The organism is Pseudonocardia sp. DSM 110487 (assembly GCF_019468565.1).
Lineage (GTDB): Bacteria > Actinomycetota > Actinomycetes > Mycobacteriales > Pseudonocardiaceae > Pseudonocardia.
On sequence record NZ_CP080521.1, the window covers coordinates 1,317,646 to 1,334,508 of the forward strand.

16 protein-coding genes are annotated in these 16,863 nt (G+C 72.0%); 10 read left to right on the forward strand and 6 right to left on the reverse strand.

Annotation, left to right across the window (positions count from 1 at the left end):
* Positions 1-17: 17 nt before the first annotated feature.
* Genes K1T35_RS06245 through K1T35_RS06265 form a run of 5 tightly spaced genes read left to right on the forward strand, consistent with a single transcriptional unit; the run spans position 18 to position 4,646 of the window.
* A complete protein-coding gene (locus K1T35_RS06245; protein ID WP_220259212.1) occupies positions 18-1,064 on the forward strand; it encodes an acyl-CoA dehydrogenase family protein in 1,047 nt (348 codons plus the stop codon).
* A gap of 9 nt (positions 1,065-1,073) precedes the next feature.
* Positions 1,074-2,228, forward strand: a complete 1,155-nt coding sequence (locus tag K1T35_RS06250; RefSeq protein WP_220259213.1) for an acyl-CoA dehydrogenase family protein — start codon at positions 1,074-1,076, stop codon at positions 2,226-2,228.
* Positions 2,225-3,094 carry a bifunctional MaoC family dehydratase N-terminal/OB-fold nucleic acid binding domain-containing protein gene (locus K1T35_RS06255; RefSeq protein WP_255621631.1) on the forward strand — a complete coding sequence of 290 codons (870 nt, stop codon included), beginning with the start codon at positions 2,225-2,227 and terminating at the stop codon, positions 3,092-3,094. Before K1T35_RS06250 ends, K1T35_RS06255 begins: the two co-directional genes overlap by 4 nt.
* Positions 3,091-3,474, forward strand: coding sequence for a MaoC/PaaZ C-terminal domain-containing protein (locus tag K1T35_RS06260; protein ID WP_220262435.1), 384 nt, complete (start codon positions 3,091-3,093; stop codon positions 3,472-3,474). The genes K1T35_RS06255 and K1T35_RS06260 overlap by 4 nt, the downstream gene beginning before the upstream one ends.
* Complete coding sequence (locus K1T35_RS06265; RefSeq protein ID WP_220259214.1) at positions 3,471-4,646, forward strand: lipid-transfer protein; 1,176 nt, start codon at positions 3,471-3,473, stop codon at positions 4,644-4,646. The genes K1T35_RS06260 and K1T35_RS06265 overlap by 4 nt, the downstream gene beginning before the upstream one ends.
* A 32-nt stretch (positions 4,647-4,678) precedes the next feature.
* Here the strand turns inward: K1T35_RS06265 and K1T35_RS06270 are convergent, their stop codons facing one another.
* The 4 genes from K1T35_RS06270 to kstD are packed head-to-tail and all read right to left on the reverse strand — an operon-like array spanning position 4,679 to position 8,754.
* Positions 4,679-5,689, reverse strand: coding sequence for a ferredoxin--NADP reductase (locus K1T35_RS06270; protein ID WP_220259215.1), 1,011 nt, complete (start codon positions 5,687-5,689; stop codon positions 4,679-4,681).
* Entirely contained in the window at positions 5,682-5,957 is a 276-nt protein-coding gene (locus K1T35_RS06275; protein ID WP_220259216.1) for a hypothetical protein, read from the reverse strand. Before K1T35_RS06275 ends, K1T35_RS06270 begins: the two co-directional genes overlap by 8 nt.
* Complete coding sequence (locus K1T35_RS06280) at positions 5,954-7,096, reverse strand: Rieske 2Fe-2S domain-containing protein (protein WP_220259217.1); 1,143 nt, start codon at positions 7,094-7,096, stop codon at positions 5,954-5,956. Before K1T35_RS06280 ends, K1T35_RS06275 begins: the two co-directional genes overlap by 4 nt.
* Entirely contained in the window at positions 7,093-8,754 is a 1,662-nt protein-coding gene (kstD, locus tag K1T35_RS06285; RefSeq protein WP_220259218.1) for a 3-oxosteroid 1-dehydrogenase, read from the reverse strand. The genes K1T35_RS06280 and kstD overlap by 4 nt, the downstream gene beginning before the upstream one ends.
* A 106-nt stretch (positions 8,755-8,860) precedes the next feature.
* Here kstD and K1T35_RS06290 point away from each other — a divergent pair, with 106 nt between their 5' ends.
* Genes K1T35_RS06290 through hsaB form a run of 5 tightly spaced genes read left to right on the forward strand, consistent with a single transcriptional unit; the run spans position 8,861 to position 13,971 of the window.
* Positions 8,861-10,453, forward strand: coding sequence for an FAD-binding protein (locus tag K1T35_RS06290; protein ID WP_220259219.1), 1,593 nt, complete (start codon positions 8,861-8,863; stop codon positions 10,451-10,453).
* Positions 10,454-10,510: 57 nt separating this feature from the next.
* Positions 10,511-11,650, forward strand: coding sequence for a 3-hydroxy-9,10-secoandrosta-1,3,5(10)-triene-9,17-dione monooxygenase oxygenase subunit (gene hsaA, locus K1T35_RS06295; protein ID WP_220262436.1), 1,140 nt, complete (start codon positions 10,511-10,513; stop codon positions 11,648-11,650).
* Between the two features lies 1 nt (position 11,651).
* Positions 11,652-12,527 (forward strand): 4,5:9,10-diseco-3-hydroxy-5,9,17-trioxoandrosta-1(10),2-diene-4-oate hydrolase, encoded by an 876-nt coding sequence (gene hsaD, locus K1T35_RS06300; RefSeq protein WP_220259220.1) that lies wholly within the window; start codon positions 11,652-11,654, stop codon positions 12,525-12,527.
* On the forward strand, positions 12,521-13,426 hold the full coding sequence (hsaC, locus tag K1T35_RS06305; protein WP_220262437.1) for an iron-dependent extradiol dioxygenase HsaC: 906 nt from the start codon (positions 12,521-12,523) through the stop codon (positions 13,424-13,426). The genes hsaD and hsaC overlap by 7 nt, the downstream gene beginning before the upstream one ends.
* Positions 13,423-13,971, forward strand: a complete 549-nt coding sequence (hsaB, locus tag K1T35_RS06310; RefSeq protein ID WP_220259221.1) for a 3-hydroxy-9,10-secoandrosta-1,3,5(10)-triene-9,17-dione monooxygenase reductase subunit — start codon at positions 13,423-13,425, stop codon at positions 13,969-13,971. The genes hsaC and hsaB overlap by 4 nt, the downstream gene beginning before the upstream one ends.
* 56 nt (positions 13,972-14,027) lie before the next feature.
* Here the strand turns inward: hsaB and K1T35_RS06315 are convergent, their stop codons facing one another.
* Positions 14,028-14,888, reverse strand: coding sequence for a hypothetical protein (locus K1T35_RS06315; protein ID WP_220259222.1), 861 nt, complete (start codon positions 14,886-14,888; stop codon positions 14,028-14,030).
* Positions 14,889-15,631: 743 nt separating this feature from the next.
* Positions 15,632-16,795 (reverse strand): steroid 3-ketoacyl-CoA thiolase, encoded by a 1,164-nt coding sequence (locus K1T35_RS06320; RefSeq protein ID WP_220259224.1) that lies wholly within the window; start codon positions 16,793-16,795, stop codon positions 15,632-15,634.
* Positions 16,796-16,863 lie beyond the last annotated feature (68 nt).

The following is a 16,863-nucleotide window of genomic DNA, read 5'->3' on the forward strand; positions in this document are numbered from 1 at the left end:
GGCGGCGAGGAGCGCGCGTGGACTTCAGCCTGGACGAGAGCCAGCGCGCGGTCGCAGGCCTCGCGCGCGAGATCCTGGCTCAGGAGCCCGATCCGGCCGCGCTGTGGAAGGCGATGGGCCAGGCCGGACTGCTCACCCTCTCCGTGCCAGAGTCGCTCGGCGGCGCCGGGCTGGGCGTCGTCGAGAGCGCGCTGGTGCTCACCGAGGTCGGCCGGCACACGGCGCTGGTCCCGGCGCTGTCCACGCTCGCGCTCGGCGTGCTCCCGGTGGTCCGGGCGGGCACCGCCGAGCAGCAGCGGGCCGTGCTCGGCCCGGTGGTCGAGGAGGGCGCCGCGCTCACCGCCGCGCTCCACGAGCCCTCCGCCCCGCTCACCGAGCGCCCGCGCACGAGCGCCGAGCCGGACGGCACGGGCTGGGTCGTGTCAGGTACGAAGATCGGTGTCCCGTACGCAGCCACCGCGCACCGGATCCTGGTCCCGGCCGCGATGCCCGGCGGCGATGTCGCCGTGCTGCTGGTCGACCCGGCCGCAGCCGGGGTCACGCTGCACCCGGCGCCGACCTCCAGCGGGGCACCCGAGCACGTGCTGGTCATGGATGGGGTGTCAACCACGGCGGTGCTCGGTGACGGGGCCCTGCGCGAGCTGCACGCGTGCGCGGTGGCCGGCGCGAGCGCGGTGGGTGACGGCGTGCTGGCCGGTGCCCTCGACCTGACCACGACGCACGTGCGGTCGCGCGAGCAGTTCGGGCGCCCGCTGGCCACCTTCCAGGCGGTAGCGCAGCAGATGGCCGACGTCTACATCGCGGCGCGGACGCTCCACCTCGCGGCGCGAGCGGCGTGCTGGCGGCTCGGGGCCGGGCGGGACGCGGGCGCCGACCTGGACGTCGCCGCGTACTGGCTGGCGCAGGAAGCACCGGCCGCGCTGCACACGTGCCAGCACCTGCACGGCGGGCTCGGCGTCGACGTCACCTACCCCCTGCACCGGCACTACGCATGGGGCAAGGACCTCGCCCGGTTCGTCGGCGGGGTCGAGCACGGAATCGAACAACTGGGCCTGCGAATCTAGAGGAACCCCATGCGGATCGAGCTCACCGACGAGCAGCAGGCATTGCGCACCGAGCTGCGCGGATACTTCGCGGACCTGCTCACCGACGCCGAGCGGGAGGTGCTGCTCACCGAGCGGCACGGGCCCGTGTACCGCGACGTGATCCGCCGGATGGGCCGCGACGGCCGGCTGGGCGTCGGATGGCCGGTCGAGTACGGCGGGCACGGCTTCGGGGAGATCGAGCAGCAGATCTTCGTGGACGAGGCCACCCGCGCGGACGTGCCGCTGCCCTCGGTCACGCTCCAGACCGTCGGGCCGACGCTGCAGGTCCACGGCACCCCGGAGCAGCGAGCCCGGTTCCTCCCGGCGATCCTGGCCGGCGAGGTGCACTTCGCCATCGGCTACACCGAACCGGACGCCGGCACGGATCTCGCCGCGCTGCGCACCACCGCCGTCCGCGACGGCGACACCTACGTCGTCAACGGGCAGAAGATCTTCACCACCGGCGCCCACGACGCCGATTTCGTCTGGCTGGCCTGCCGCACCGGGCCGCCTGACTCCCGGCACCGCGGACTGTCGATCCTCATCGTCGACACCCGCGACCCCGGCTTCTCGTGGACGCCGATCATCACCTGCGACGGGGCACACCACGTCAACGCCACCTACTACACCGACGTGCGGGTGCCGGTCGGCATGCGCGTCGGCGAGGAGAACGAGGGCTGGCGGCTGATCACCACCCAGCTCAACCACGAGCGGGTGATGCTCGGCCCGGCGGGGCGCATCGCCGTCCTGCACGACCGGGTGCGCGAGTGGGCGGCCGCGCACGGCGTGCTCGACCAGCCGGACGTTCGCAGGATGCTCGCCGAGAGCTTCGCCGCCCGGCACGTCAACGAGCTGCTCAACTGGCAGGTCGCCGCGTCCGCCGCCGACGGCCCGGTGACCGTCGCCGACGCGTCGGCCACCAAGATCTTCGGCTCGGAGGCGGTGCAGCGGATCGGACGGCGGCTGGCCGAGGTGGTCGGGCGGCACGGGGACCCGAGCGATCCCGATACGGCGTGGCTGGCCCGCTGGCTGGACGTGCACGCCAAGCGCAACCTGGTGCTGACGTTCGGCGGCGGGGTCAACGAGGTGATGCGCGAGCTCGTCGCGACGGCGGGACTCGGGCTGCCGAGGGTGCCCCGGTGAACGAGATAGAGGCCGTGGCCCGACGCCTGATCGCCGATGGCGACTGCACCCCTCGGCCCGCCAGGGACCCGGTGAACGTGCCGATGGTGCGCAACTGGACCGAGGCGCTCGGCGACGCGAACCCGGCCTACCCCGACCTCGCGCCCCCGGCGATGGCGCAGGTGTGGACCATGCCCGGCCTGCACGGTCAGCGCTCGGCCGACGACCCGCTCGCCGTCATGACCGCGGTGCTGGACGAAGCCGGCTACACCTCCGTGGTCGCCACCAACTGCGAGCAGACCTACGCCCGGTACCTGCGCCCCGGCGAGCACGTTGCGGTCCGGTCCCGGCTCACCGACGTGGTCGGCCCCAAGCGCACCGCGCTGGGCGATGGCTGGTTCGTCACGACCGTGAGCACGTGGACGGTCGACGAGGAGCCGGTGGCCGAGATGATGTTCCGGGTGCTCAAGTTCCGGCCGCCGGATCTCGTGCCACCGCGGGACGTGCTCCGGCCGGTCGTCAACCGCGACACCGCGTTCTTCTGGGAGGGCGCGGCGGCAGGGGAGCTGCGGGTGCAGCGCTGCGGCGCGTGCGAGGCGTTGCGGCACCCGCCGGGGCCGATGTGCCCGCGATGCGGTGCGACGGACCCGTCGTACCTCGTGGCGTCCGGCCGGGGCGAGGTCTACAGCTACGTGGTCCACCACCACCCGCCGGTGCCAGGGCGGGAGCCGCCGTTCGTCGTGGCGGTGGTCGAGTTGGAGGAGGGCGTGCGGGTGCTTGGCGAGCTGCACACCGACCCGGAACGGGCGCGGATCGGGATGCCGGTCGAGGTCGTCTTCGACCGGATCGACGGGGATCTGACGCTGCCGGCGTGGCGGCCCCGATGACCCCGGCCCTCGGGGACGTGCTGCCCGAGCTGCGCATCGAGGCCACGCCGACGTTCGTGATCTCGACCGCGCTCGCCACGCGCGACTTCCAGGACGTGCACCACGACCGGGACGCCGCGGTGGCGCGCGGGTCGAAGGACATCTTCCTCAACATCCTCACCACCACCGGCCTGGTGCAGCGCTGCGTCACCGACTGGGCGGGGCCCACCGCCCGCGTCCGCGGCGTGGCGATCCGGCTCGGGGCACCCTGCTATGCGGGCGACACACTGGTGCTGGGCGGCCGGGTGGTCGAGGCCGGGGCCGAGGTGGTGGTCGAGGTCGTCGGCCGGTGCAGCCTCGGCGACCACGTCACCGGCACCGTCCGGTTGGAGCTGCCATGACGGGTCTTGCGGGTGCCGCGGCGATCGCCGGCATCGGGGCAACCGAGTTCTCCAAGGACTCCGGGCGCAGCGAACTGCAGCTGGCCGCAGAGGCGGCGCGCGGCGCGCTCGCCGACGCGGGCCTGGCGCCGTCCGACGTGGACGGCATGGTGACGTTCTCGATGGACGCCAACGCGGAGGTCGCGGTGGCGCGGGAGCTCGGCCTGCCGGAACTGCGGTTCTTCAGCCGCATCCCCTACGGCGGTGGCGCGGCGTGCGCGACTGTGCAGCAGGCGGCGATGGCGATCGCTACGGGCGTAGCGAATGTGGTGGTCTGCTACCGGGCGTTCAACGAGCGATCCGGGGTGCGGTTCGGCCGCACGCAGGCCGGCGCCGTCGCGGCACCCACGTCCAGTGGCCTCGACAACGGCTGGCACTACCCGATGGGCCTCTCCACGCCCGCCGCCACGGTCGCGATGTTCGCCCGCCGGTACATGCACGAGTTCGGCGCCACCAGCGAGGACTTCGGGCGGATCGCGGTCGCGATGCGCCGCCATGCGGCCACCAACCCGAATGCGTGGTTCCACGGCCGCCCCATCACGCTCGCCGACCACCAGGCGTCACGGTGGATCGTCGAGCCGCTGCACCTGCTCGACTGCTGCCAGGAGAGCGACGGCGGGGTGGCGCTGGTCGTCACGAGCGCCGAGCGGGCCCGCGACCTGCCGAACCCGCCCGCGGTCGTCGCCGCGGCGGCGCAGGGCAGCGGGCCCGACCAGTTCACGATGACCAGCTACTACCGCGACGACCTCGCAGGCCTGCCGGAGATGGCGGTGGTGGCGCGCCAGCTGTGGCGGCAGGCCGGGATCGGCCCGGCCGACGTCCAGGTCGCGATGCTCTACGACCACTTCACCCCGTTCGTCCTGGTGCAGCTGGAGGAGCTGGGGTTCTGCGGGCGGGGCGAGGGACGCCACTTCGTCGCCGACGGCGGCATCGAGCTCGACGGCAGGCTCCCGGTCAACACCCACGGTGGGCAGCTCGGCGAGGCCTACATCCACGGCATGAACGGCATCGCCGAGGGGGTGCGCCAGGTGCGGGGAACGTCGGTCAACCAGGTCGGCGGGGTGGAGCACGTGGTGGTGACCGCCGGTACAGGCGTGCCGACGAGCGGGCTGGTGCTCGCTGCCCGGTCGTGAGTGGATACGCGCGCTACAGCTCGCATATTCACTCACGAGTCGAAGGTGACGGCGACCTCGTCACTGACGGGCAGCGCCTGGCAGGCCAGCACCCAGCCCTCGTCCAGGTCGGTGCGGTCGAGCGTCTCGTTGCGCAGCAGCTTCACCTCGCCGCCGGTCACCCGGCACGCACACGCGCCGCACGACCCCTGCCGGCAGGAGAACGGTGCGTCGACGCCCGCGTCGCGCAGCAGGTCGAGCAGTTTCGTGCCGGGCGGCCATGACATGGCGTGCTGCTCGCCGTCCAGCTCGACCGCGAGCCGGGCGGCGGTGCCCTCGGTCGCTTCCACCGGCTGTGTGGCCGCGAACGGGTCCTCGTCGAGCGAGACGAACCGCTCGATGTGGATGCGCTTGCGTGGCACGCCCAGATCACGCAGCGCGTGCGTGATCGCGTCCATGAACGGTGCCGGCCCGCACACGAAGTGCTCGCGCGGCGCGAACGGTCGGGCCAGCTCGGCCAGCGCGGCTTGGCTCGGGAGGCCTTGCAGGCTCTCCAGCCAGTGCTGGACGAGCAGCCGGCCCGGGTGTGCCGCGGCGAGCTCGCGCAGCTCGGCGCCGAAGATCACCGATCGCTCGTCGCGGTTGGCGTAGACGAGCGCCAGCCGTCCGCTGCCCTGCGCCAGTGCTGCCCGGATGATCGAGATGACCGGCGTGATCCCGCTGCCCGCCGCGAAGAACGCCATGTCCTCGTCGAGGGAGCGCGGCGTGAAGGTGCCTGCGGGCGGGAGCGTCTCCAGCTCCATGCCGACGGTGACGTTGTCGCAGATCCAGTTGGAGCCCCGGCCGTCGGTGACCCGCTTGACCGTGACGGCGATCCTGCCCTCGTGCGGCGAGCTGGAGAGCGAGTAGCAGCGGGCCAGCGACGAGCCCGGGATCCGGATCGTGAGGAACTGGCCTGGGCGGTAGGCGTACCGCTCGCCCAGTTCGGCCGGTACCGAGAAGACGACCGACCGCGCGTCGGAGGTCTCCTCGACCACCTCGATCACCGTCAGCCGGTCAGCCATCGGGAACCTGCAACTGCCCGGCCATGATCGCGTGTTCGATGCTGCGGTGCAGCCGCGGGCACCCGTCGTGGCTGCTGAAGGCGTCGCATCGCGCCACGGCGTCGGCCGTCCACTCGATGCTGGTGTGCGCCCAGCTGTTCTTCTTGACCAGTACCCGGCCCGCGCAGTGCAGGCAGTCGAGCTCGCGCAGGCCGTGCTCCAGGTACTCGCGCCGGTCCGCCGCGGTGGCGGCCGCGAGCTCGTCACGATGGCGGACCGGGCCAGTCATGTCACCTCGCTGGCTCGGCGCTGCAGGTTCTCGGCGACCTCCTCCTCCCACGCCTGGATGGCGCGGGTGGTGTCCACCTCGAACTCGAACCGCTTGGTCATGTCCTCGGTGACGTCCTCGACGTCGACATAGAACTGCTCGTACCAGCGCCGCAGCTGGTAGACGGGGCCGTCCTCCTCGCAGAGGAGCGGGTTGTCGATCCGGGTCTTGTTCTTCCAGATCTCCACGTCCTGCAGGAATCCGACGCCGGTGGCCTTGGCGAACTTGGCCGCGATCCGGTCGGCGTCAGCGTCGGAGACGCCCGGCGGTTTCCGGACGATGACGCCCCACTGCAGCACGAACGAGTCCGCCGTGACCGGGTAGTGGCAGTTGATCAAGATCGTCTCGATCGTGAAGCCTCGGTAGTCGTTCCAGAGATTGTCGATCATGTACGAAGGGCCGTAGTACGACGCTTCCGAACGAGCGACGTTGTCCTTGCCTGCGTAGTTCGAGCCCGACCCGATGTCCGCCCTGCCACGGGTGTTGAGCAGCTGAGTGGCGACGTGACCCTCGAAGATGTTCTTGAAGTAGGTGGGGAACGCGAAGTGCACGTAGAAGAAGTGCGCCATGTCGACGACGTTGTCGATGATCTCCCGGCAGTGCGAGCCCTCGATCCGCACCGAGTCCCACGTCCAGTTGCTCCATTCCGATGAGAAGGCACCCTCGATCCGTGGGATCACCACCTCCGGCGGTGGCGGGTTGCCCTGCGGGTCGTTCCACACGAAGAGCTGCTTGTTCTCCTCGAGCGTGATCCACGATCGGGTCCGCGCCCGTGGCGGCACGCGCTTGGCGTAGGGGATGCCCGCGCAGCGGCCATTGCCGCCCCAGCGCCAGTCGTGGAACGGGCAGGCCACCGCGTCGCCCTTGACGCTGCCCTGGCTGAGGTCGCCGCCCATGTGGCGGCAGTAGGCGTCGAGCACCTTGAGCTCGCCCTGCGAGTCGGCGAAGACCACGAGCTTCGTGCCGAACGCCTCGATCGCGTGCGGCTTGCCGTCCCGGAACGAGTCGGCGAGGCCAAGGCAGTGCCAGCCACGCGCGAACCGCGTGGGGGGCGCACCGACGTCGATCGTGCGCACTCCGTCGTCACCGTTCTGGATCATCGAACTCCCTCTTCGACGGTGGCGGTGGCCAGGTCGAGCGCGGCGACGTATCCCCACGTCATGGCCGGTCCGATGGTTGCTCCGGCGCCTGCGTAGGTGCGTCCCATCACCGACGCGCCGGCGTTGCCGGCCGCGTAGAGCCCTGCGATCACGCTGCCGTCCTCGCGGAGCACCCGCGACCGCTCGTCGACCCGCAACCCGCCCTTGGTGCCCAGGTCGCCCGGCACGATGCGGACCGCGTGGAACGGTGCGACGTCGAGCGGGCCGAGGCACGGGTTGGGCTGCTGGCGCGGGTCGCCGTAGTAGCGGTCGTATGCGCTGTCGCCGCGGCCGTACCCCTCGTCCCGGCCGCGGCGGGCGAAACCGTTGAACTCCTCGACCGTGGCCGTCAGTGCATCGCCGGGCACGCCGATCGAGGCGGCCAACTCGCCGAGCGTGGGTGCGGTGTGCACCGCGCCCGCCTTGTACCAGCGGCCGGGGAAGGGCCGGCGCGGGCCGAGCCCGGCGAAGGGGTAGCGGTTGCGGTAGCGCTGGTCGGCGATCAGCCAGGACGGGACGTGCCCGACGCCCGTGGCGTGCCCGTCGTACATGGCGTGCACGGCGTCGACGTACGGCGCGGCCTCGTTGACGAACCGCCTGCCCGCCCCGTTGACCAGGATGCAGCCCGGGAGCGTGCGCTCGGCGAGGCAGAAGTACGGGCCGCCGGTGAGCGGGACCGACGGGCCCCACCACGCGTCGTCCATCAGGTCGACGGCCGCGCCGATGCGCTGCCCGGCCTCGATGCCGTCGCCGGTGTTCGTGACGGCACCCGTGGTCCAGTCGGTGCCGATCGGCGCGCGCTGGTACCGGGCGCGCATGGCCGCGTTGCGCTCGAAGCCCCCTGACGCGACAACGACGCCTCGCCGGGCGCGCAGCACCTCCGCGGTGCCGTCGCGCAGCACGCGCACGCCGGTGACGCGCCCGTCCTCGACCTCAAGATCGACAAGGGACACCCCCAGCTCGACGGGCACCCGTGCGGTGGCGAGACCGGCGCGCAGTCCGGCGGCGAGCGCCTGGCCGAGGGTGAGCACGCGCCCCCCACGGAGCCGCCGCCCGAACACGCGTGCGGCGCGGAGCAGGCCGCGCGGGTGGCGGGCGATCAGGTTCAGCCAGCGGAAGTCGGCGGCGGTGATCGCCATGCTCGACGGTGCGGCCATGTACGGCGGGTTGAGGTGGTCGAGCTCGGGGCCGAGCACCTTCGCGTCGAGCGGCCGGGGTTCGATGCTGCGCCCGGCAGCGACCCCACCGGGCGCCTCCGGGTAGTAGTCGGCGTAGCCCGGCACCCACGCGAAGCGCAGCGGGGTGTGCGCGATGACGAAGTCGAGCATCCGCGGGCCGTGCTCCAGGAACGCGCGGCGCCGCGGCTCGGGCACGGTGTCGCCGAGCAGGTGCTCGAGGTAGGCGGCCGCGTTCTCGGGGGAGTCGGATACGCCCGCTCGGCGCAGCACCGAGTTGTTCGGGATCCAGATCCCGCCCCCTGACCGCGCGGTGGATCCGCCGAAGTGCGGCGCCTTCTCCACCACCACGACGGCGAGGTCGCGGTGGGCAGCGGTCAGCGCCGCGGTCATGCCGGCGGCCCCGCTACCCACCACCACGACATCGACCTCAGCGGTCGTCATCTCGCCTCCCGTTCGCCAAGAACTAGAACAGGTTATAGAAATCGCTGCGATCGCGCTACGGTGACCGTGATCGCGCGGCGAGAACCTGTTGCACAAGGGAGTGTCGATGGACGAGCTGGTCGCCGACGTCGTGGTCGTTGGGTTCGGCGCGGCGGGCGCTTGCGCCGCGATCGAGGCGGCCAGGGCAGGTGCCGACGTGGTGCTGGTCGACCGGTTCGGCGGCGGGGGTGCCTCCGCCCTGTCCGGGGGCGTGGTCTACGCGGGCGGCGGCACGTCGATCCAGCGTGCGGCCGGGGTGGAGGACTCGCCCGAGGGCATGTACGCCTACCTCAGCCGGGAGGTCGCCGGTGCGGTCTCCCCAGGCACGCTCCGCCGGTTCTGCGATGGCAGCGCCGAGATGATCGAGTGGCTCGCCGCGCTCGGCGTGCCGTTCGAGGCGAGCCTGTGCCCGTACAAGACGTCGTACCCGACCGACCGGCACTACCTCTACTTCTCCGGCAGCGAGTCGGCGGGCGGGTTCCGGGACGCCACGCCTCCGGTGCCGCGCGGGCACCGGGTCCGTGCGCGCGGCACCTCGGGCGGCGTGCTCTACGCGCACCTCGCGCGAGCGGTGCGCGAGCTGGGCGTGCGCGTCCACCCGCAGACGGCGGTACGCGGTCTCGTGCGGGAGGGCGGGCGCGTCGTCGGCGTGGACTGCCTCGCGCTGCGCGGGGCTCCGGCCGCCGCGCACCGGGTGCTCAGCAAGTACGCGGCGAAGCCGGGCATCTACTCGCCGCCGCTGCGCCGGATCCTGCACGGCCCGGCCGCCGCCCTCGAACGCCGCTCCGCCCGGCCACTGCGGATCCGCGCCCGGCGCGGCGTGGTGCTGGCCGCGGGTGGCTTCGTCGCGAACCGCGCCATGCTCCGCGAGAACGCCCCCACCTACCGCGGCGGGCTCGCGCTCGGCACCCCCGGCGACGACGGCAGCGGCATCCGGCTCGGCGTGGCCGCAGGCGGGGCGACGGCGAGGCTCGGCTCGGTCTCGGCGTGGCGCTTCATCACCCCGCCCACCGCGTTCCTCGGCGCCCTTCTCGTCGACGAGGCCGGGCAGCGGGTGTGCGACGAGTCGCGCTACGGCGCGGCGGTCGGCAAGGCGTTGATCGACGGGCACTCGGGCCGGGGCTGGCTGCTCGCGGATGCCGCGCTGCTCCGGGACGTGCGGCGGCAGCTGCGCGAGCAGACGGTGTGGTTCCAGCGGTTGCAGGCCTGGTACCTGCTCGGACGGGCGCGCGTCAGCGGCGCGACCGTCGAGGAGGTCGCCCTGGCGGCGGGCGTAGACGTTGACGGCCTGCTGGCCACCGTCGCCGCACACGACGACGCGGCCCGCGACGGGCGCCCCGATCCGGCCGGCAAGCCCGCCGAGTTCGTCCGGGTGCCGCAGGAGCCGCCGTTCTCGCTGATCGATGTGTCGGTGCGGCCGAACACGTTCTACCCCTGCCCGATGCTGACGCTCGGCGGCCTCGTGGTCAACGAGGACACCGGTGCCGTCCTGCGGACCGACGGGGTGCCGGTCGAAGGGCTCTATGCGGCCGGCCGCACCGCTGTTGGCCTGTGCTCGGACTCCTACGTGAGCGGGCTGTCGCTCGCCGACTGCGTCTTCTCCGGGCGCCGCGCCGGCCGCCGCGTCGCGACGGTCGACAGAAACGAGAACGTGTTCTAATCTCAGCCGGGTCTAGGGACGGGAGCTGCTGTGGGCGCGAAGGTCGTCGAGGCCGTGATGGATCTCCTGCCGGCGCTGCGGGAGCGAGCGCAGGAAACCGAGGACGCCCGGCGGGTGCCGGACGAGTCGATCAAGGCGCTCGAAGAGGCCGGGCTGTTCCGGTTGCTGCAGCCCGCGCGCTACGGCGGTCACGAGGCCGAGCCGCTCACGCTCTTCACCGCGGTGCGGGCCATTGCGAGCGCGTGCGGTTCCACCGGCTGGGTCGCCTCGGTGGTCGGGGTGCACCCGTGGCAGGTCGCGCTCTTCCCGGCGCAGGCACAGGAGGAGGTGTGGGGGGAGGACCCGAACACCCGGCTGTCGTCGTCCTACGCGCCGACCGGGCGGGCCACCCTCGTGGAGGGCGGGTACCGCCTGAGCGGGCGGTGGAGCTTCTCCTCGGGGTGCGACCACGCAACCTGGGTGCTGCTGGGCGGGATCGTGCGCGACGCCGACGGCAACCAGGTCGACTTCTGCACGTTCCTGCTGCCGATCTCCGACTACACGATCGACGACGTATGGGACACGGTCGGCCTGCGCGGCACCGGCAGCAACGACATCGTCGTCGACGACGTCTTCGTGCCCGCCCACCGCGCGCTGAGCTTCGCCGACACCTCCCGGTGCCGGTGCCCCGGCCATGAGGTGAACCCGGCGCCGACCTACCGGCTCCCGTTCGGGTCGGTGTTCTCCTACGCGATCACCACGCCGATCATCGGCATGGCGACCGGCGCCTACGAGGCGCACGTCGGGTACATGCAGGAGCGGGTGCGTGCGTCCTACGCCAAGGCGAAGGCGGCCGAGGACCCGCACTCGCAGGTGCGGATCGGCGACGCGGCGTCCGAGATCGACGCGGCGTGGCTGCAGCTGGAGCACAACATGGGCGCGCTGATGCGCCACGCCACGGCAGGGGAGCGCATCCCGATGGCGCTGCGCCTGCAGGTGCGGCGCGACCAGGTCAGGGGGACAGGGCGGGCGATCTCGGCGATCGACTCGCTGTTCGAGAACTCGGGCGGCCGCGTGCTGAAGTCCGGCACGCCGATCCAGCGGTTCTGGCGCGACGCGCACGCAGGCAGGCTGCACGCGATCAACGATCCGGAACGCGCTCTTGCCATGTACGGGGCAGCCACGATGGGCCTGCCGGTCCAGGATGCGCTGGTGTGAGATGACAACCGCAACGGTCGACTTCGAGTCCACCAGCCGCACCGCCCAGGTCGCGCCCGATCTGCGGCTGCACTTCCACGAGGCGGGCGAGGAGCACGGCGACGCCGTCGTCCTGCTGCACGGCGGCGGGCCGGGTGCGTCGGCATGGAGCAACTTCGGGCGCAACATCCCGGTGTTCGCCCGGTCGTTCCGCACGCTCGCCGTCGACCAGCCGGGTTTCGGTCGCTCAGAGGGCCCGGTGGGCGACGCGCAGTACTTCACGCAGAGCTCCGACGCCCTGCTCGGTCTGCTCGACTCGCTGGGGATCGAGAAGGTGCACCTGGTCGGCAACTCGCTCGGCGGCGGCACCGCGGTGCGCTTCGCCCTTCGCCACCCCGACCGAGCCGGCCGGCTCGTCCTGATGGCGCCCGGCGGGCTGTCCCTCAACGTCTTCGCGGCCGACCCGACGGAGGGCATCAAGCGGCTCTACGCCTTCGCGGCGCCACCGGGGCCGACCAAGGAGAAGCTCGGGGCGTTCCTGCGCACGCTGGTGCACGACCAGTCGATGGTCACCGACGAGCTCGTCGAGGAGCGGTTCGCCGCGGCCAGCGACCCGGCCGCGTTGCGGGCCATGGGCGCGATGGGCCGAACGTTCACCAACCCCGAGACGTACGAGGACGGCATGCTCTGGCGCGAGGCGCACCGGCTGCGCCAGCGCGTGCTGCTGGTGTGGGGCCGGGAGGACCGCGTCAACCCGCTCGACGGCGCACTCGTCGCCCTCAAGCTGATCAAACGGGCGCAGCTGCACGTGTTCGGCGGGTGCGGGCACTGGGCGCAGCTGGAGAAGTTCGAGGAGTTCAACCGCCTCGTCACGGACTTCCTGGGGGATGCATCGTGATCCAGTCGTTGGCGTACCTGCGGATCGCGGCCACGGACGTCGCCGCGTGGCGCGAGTTCGGGCTCAAGGTGCTGGGCATGGTCGAGGGGAAGGGTGCCGACCCCGACGCGCTCTACCTGCGGATGGACGACTTCCCGGCCCGGATCGTCATCCTGCCCGGTGAGAAGGACCGGCTGGCCGCGGTCGGCTGGGAGGTTGCCCATGCTTCCGCGCTCGACGAGGTGCGGCGCGCACTGGAGCGGGCAGGGGTGCCGTTCAAGGAGGGCACTCCCGCCGAGCGGGCCGAGCGCCGGGTCGACGAGATGATCTCCTTCGAGGATCCGACGGGCAACGCCCAGGAGGTGATCCACGGCGCCGCGCTCGAGCACCGGCGGGTGGTGAGCCCCTACGGCCACACTTTCGTCACCGGCGAGCAGGGGCTCGGGCACATCGTGCTGTCCACGCACGACGACGAGGCCTCGCTGCGCTTCTACCGGGACGTGCTCGGCTTCAAGCTGCGCGACTCGATGCGGCTCCCGCCGCAGCTGGTCGGCCGCCCGGCGGACGGCCCGCCCGCGTGGCTGCGGTTCCTCGGCTGCAACCCGCGCCACCACAGCCTCGCGTTCCTGCCGATGCCCACGCCGAGCGGCATCGTCCACATCATGGTGGAGGTCGGGAACACCGACGACGTGGGTCTCGCGCTGGACCGGGCGAAGCGGCGCAAGGTGCCGATGGCGGCCACGCTCGGCCGGCACGTCAACGACCTGATGTTGTCGTTCTACATGAAGTGCCCCGGTGGGTTCGACGTCGAGTTCGGTACCGAGGGGCGGCAGGTGCGCGACGACGCGCGCTGGGTCGCCCGCGAGAGCACCGCCGTCAGCCTGTGGGGCCACGACTTCAGCGTGGGCGCCCAGAAGTGACGCTCGCCGCCGTCGACGCCGTTCGGTTCCGTCAGGTGCTGGGCCGCTTCTGCACCGGCGTCACGGTCGTGACGGCGGTGGACGGCGGGCGGCCGGTCGGCTTCGCCTGCCAGGCGTTCGCGGCGCTCTCCCTCGACCCACCCATGGTGCTGTTCTGCCCGGCGCGGACGTCTGCCACCTGGCGGGCGATCGAGCGGTCCGGGCGGTTCTGCGTCAACGTGCTCGGGGCGCACCAGCAGGAGCTGTCGCAGCGTTTCGGTCGCCGTGACCTCGGCAAGTTCGAGGGCGTGCACTGGGCACCTTCGCCTGCCGGTGCCCCGGTGCTCGACGGGGCACTGGCCTGGATCGACGCCACGATCGAGACCGTGCACGACGGCGGTGACCATCACGTCGTGCACGGGCGGGTCACGGACCTGGATTGTGCCGATGGGGGCGACCCGCCGCTGTTGTTCTACCGCGGCGGCTACACCGTCGCGCGGGACGCCGCACCGGCGCCCGCCTTCGACGCGCTGCTCGGGTGGCTGGGCGAGGACGCCTGGATCTGACACCGACGAAGGCCGAGCGCAATGGCGCCGACAGACGCGCGAGGACGCCCGCCGACCTACCCGCTGAGACGAACGCGGATATCGGTGTCGTCACGAAGGATGACAACCGCCAGTCGGCCGTTGGCATTCCGCTCCCCGGTGAGCAGGAGCCATCTCTCGTTCGCGTACGTCAGGAGCCGGAGGCCGGTGTAGACGTAGCGGAACCGTTCTCCTTCCGGGACTGGGCCCGGAGGCGCGACCGACCAGAGGCTCAACGATTCCTCGCTGTAGATCGTCACACCCGCTTGAGAGCCGGGATTGTCGTTGATGAACGATGCGAGGTCCTCGCCTGCGCGCTGTGAGTACACAGATGTTGCCCAGAATGTCGCCACCAGAACCGTCGCCACCAGCAAGAGCCGAGGCAGGGTGGAGAGTGCGGGCAGCCGAGGCTCGGCCGGCGGTGGCCGCAGATGGAGAAGTCGCACACCCATCACAAGAACCACCGATCCTGCCGCCAGCGCGAGCGCCGCAGGTACGGGTTCGGTGAGCCCCACCGTCGCACTGATACCCAGATAGTCCGGGATTCGGAGGGCTACGCGGATGCCGCACCACAGCGCGACGACTCCGGCGTAGACGAGCACGACGGACGGAACCCGCAGGACGAGAACGCGAGCATGGAACATGATGGGGTGACGCAGGCATGCGAGCTCCAGCCACAGCGCTGCCCGGCTGAGCGCGAAGAGCGCAGCCGCGCCGAGCACCAGGGCCACGGTCGGCGTGAACGCCGGTCCGGCCGCCCGGACGAGATAGTCGACCGGCTCGAGCTCCAGGATCGCGGGGTCCACTCCGAAGTAGCGGAATGCCGCGTTGGTTCGCGTCCAGCCGAAGTAGTAGAGGACGGCCGTCACGGCGGTGAGAGGTCCGGCGACCGCGGCCACCCACTCGACGAGTTTCGTGACTCTCTCCTCCGCTCGAGGAGCGGTCATCGCGGTGTTTCGGCCCCTGGCTCCGTTTCCGGAGCGGTAGGCGGCGGCTCGGGGGGTGGGGTGAGGTTCGGGGAGACGCCCGGGATCTCGACCGGCGACGGACCTTCCAATGTTCCCGGATCTGGCGGTTCCATCTGCGGCTCGACGCCTGGAATCTCGACAGGAGACGCGGCCACCGACGTGTCCCGCTGCCCTGCGGTTCTCCGTTCTGACACCGGCGCGCCGAACGCGGTCTCCTCCGGAGGGCTCACGACGGCCGACAATCCGGGAATCTCCTCAGGGCCGCGGGGGCCACGGCTCTGGTCGGTACCATCGGTGTCGTCGCAGGCGGCGGTCACCAGCCCTATCGCGACCATGGCCGATGCGACGACCAATCGGTTGCGCCACATCGTGTGCCCCCGCTCGTGACTCGAGACCGTGGTTCTCGGCGGTACTCGTTCCGACGTGCCAAGTGTTACGCCAGTGGGCTCCTGCGCATAGGGCGAAGTGCGGTGCGGCTCGGGCGGGGAAGCGGTGGACCAGGCCGGGCGAGCCGTCACCGTCCCGTCAGCCACGACCGCCGTGCCGACGCGCTGCGCAGTGCCCCTCGGAGGTGTCGGCGCGGGCGAGCCAGCTGTGATCGCCAGAAGTGGTGTGGCGGCGACAGATCTGTCGCTCTCACACCAGTTGTGCTGATCACGGGTGTGCGAGCACGCTCAGATGCGCTCCAGGATCGTGCAGGTGGCCAGCGCACCCCCGGCGCACATCGTCACGAGCGCGGTGGCGGCGTCGCGGCGCTCCAGCTCATGCAGGGCCGTGGTGATCAGTCGGGTACCGGTGCTGCCGACCGGGTGCCCCAGCGCGATGGCCCCGCCGTTGACGTTGACCCGGTCCGGGTCGGGCCGGTGCACGCTGCTCCAGGACAGCACGACGGAGGCGAACGCCTCGTTGACCTCGCACAAGTCGAGGTCGCCGATCTTCATGCCGCTTCGGGCGAGTACGCGCTCGGTGGCCTGTACGGGCCCGTCGAGGTGGTAGTACGGCTCGGCGCCCACCACGCACTGGGCGACGATGCGGGCTCGCGGGCGCAGGCCGAGCTCGCGGGCGCGGTCGGCGTCCATGAGCAGCACGGCGGACGCGCCGTCGGAGATCTGGGACGCGGTGCCCGCGGTGTGCACGCCGTCGTCGAGGATCGGCTTCAGCCGGGAGAGGGCCTCGAGGCTCGTGTCGCGCAGCCCTTCGTCGCGGTCCACGACCCGGCGCTCGCCGGTGGCGATCCCGTCGGCGTCGAGGACAGGCGCGTCGACCGGCACGACCTCCCGCGAGAACCGCCCCTCGCCCCATGCGCGGGCGGCTCTCGCCTGGGAGGCAAGGCCGAATCTGTCGACCTCCTCCCTGCTCAGCCCGCGGCGCGCCGCGATGCGCTCGGCGGCGACGTACTGGTTCGGCAGGTCGATGTCCCAGTCCTGCGGCCGGGGAACCCCCGCGCTCTCCCCGACGTTGGCCCGCAGTGGCACCCGGCTCATCGCCTCCACCCCGCAGGCGATCCCCGCGTCGATCGCGCCCGTGCTGATCAACCCGGCCACGAGGTGGGTGGACTGCTGGGCGGAGCCGCACTGGCAGTCGACCGTGGTGGCGGCCGTGGTGTGGGGCAGCTTGGCGTGCAGCCATGCGGTGCGGGTGATGTTGTTCGACTGCTCCCCGGCCTGCGTGACGCAGCCGCCGATCACCTGCTCGACGAGCGCGGGATCGATCTCGGTGCGCGCGATCAGGCCCGTGAGCGCGGCGCCGAGGATCTCGGCGGCGTGCAGCCCCGAGAGCGCGCCGCGCCGCCTGCCGATCGGGGTGCGCACTGCCGCGACGACCACTGGGTTGCCCATGGCGCAAAGCTAGAACACGTTGCTGTTTTGAACAAGCGGACCGCGCCCGAGGCCTTCCTCTCGCGGCC

Coding starts and splice junctions, on each gene's coding strand:
- K1T35_RS06260 (WP_220262435.1), top strand. CDS start 3,091: ATGACCCCGGCCCTCGGGGACGTGCTGCCCGAGCTGCGCATCGAGGCC.
- hsaD (WP_220259220.1), top strand. CDS start 11,652: ATGACAACCGCAACGGTCGACTTCGAGTCCACCAGCCGCACCGCCCAG.
- K1T35_RS06265 (WP_220259214.1), top strand. CDS start 3,471: ATGACGGGTCTTGCGGGTGCCGCGGCGATCGCCGGCATCGGGGCAACC.
- K1T35_RS06270 (WP_220259215.1), bottom strand. CDS start 5,689: ATGGCTGACCGGCTGACGGTGATCGAGGTGGTCGAGGAGACCTCCGAC.
- K1T35_RS06320 (WP_220259224.1), bottom strand. CDS start 16,795: ATGGGCAACCCAGTGGTCGTCGCGGCAGTGCGCACCCCGATCGGCAGG.
- K1T35_RS06280 (WP_220259217.1), bottom strand. CDS start 7,096: ATGATCCAGAACGGTGACGACGGAGTGCGCACGATCGACGTCGGTGCG.
- hsaA (WP_220262436.1), top strand. CDS start 10,511: ATGGATCTCCTGCCGGCGCTGCGGGAGCGAGCGCAGGAAACCGAGGAC.
- K1T35_RS06290 (WP_220259219.1), top strand. CDS start 8,861: ATGGACGAGCTGGTCGCCGACGTCGTGGTCGTTGGGTTCGGCGCGGCG.
- kstD (WP_220259218.1), bottom strand. CDS start 8,754: ATGACGACCGCTGAGGTCGATGTCGTGGTGGTGGGTAGCGGGGCCGCC.
- K1T35_RS06275 (WP_220259216.1), bottom strand. CDS start 5,957: ATGACTGGCCCGGTCCGCCATCGTGACGAGCTCGCGGCCGCCACCGCG.
- K1T35_RS06250 (WP_220259213.1), top strand. CDS start 1,074: ATGCGGATCGAGCTCACCGACGAGCAGCAGGCATTGCGCACCGAGCTG.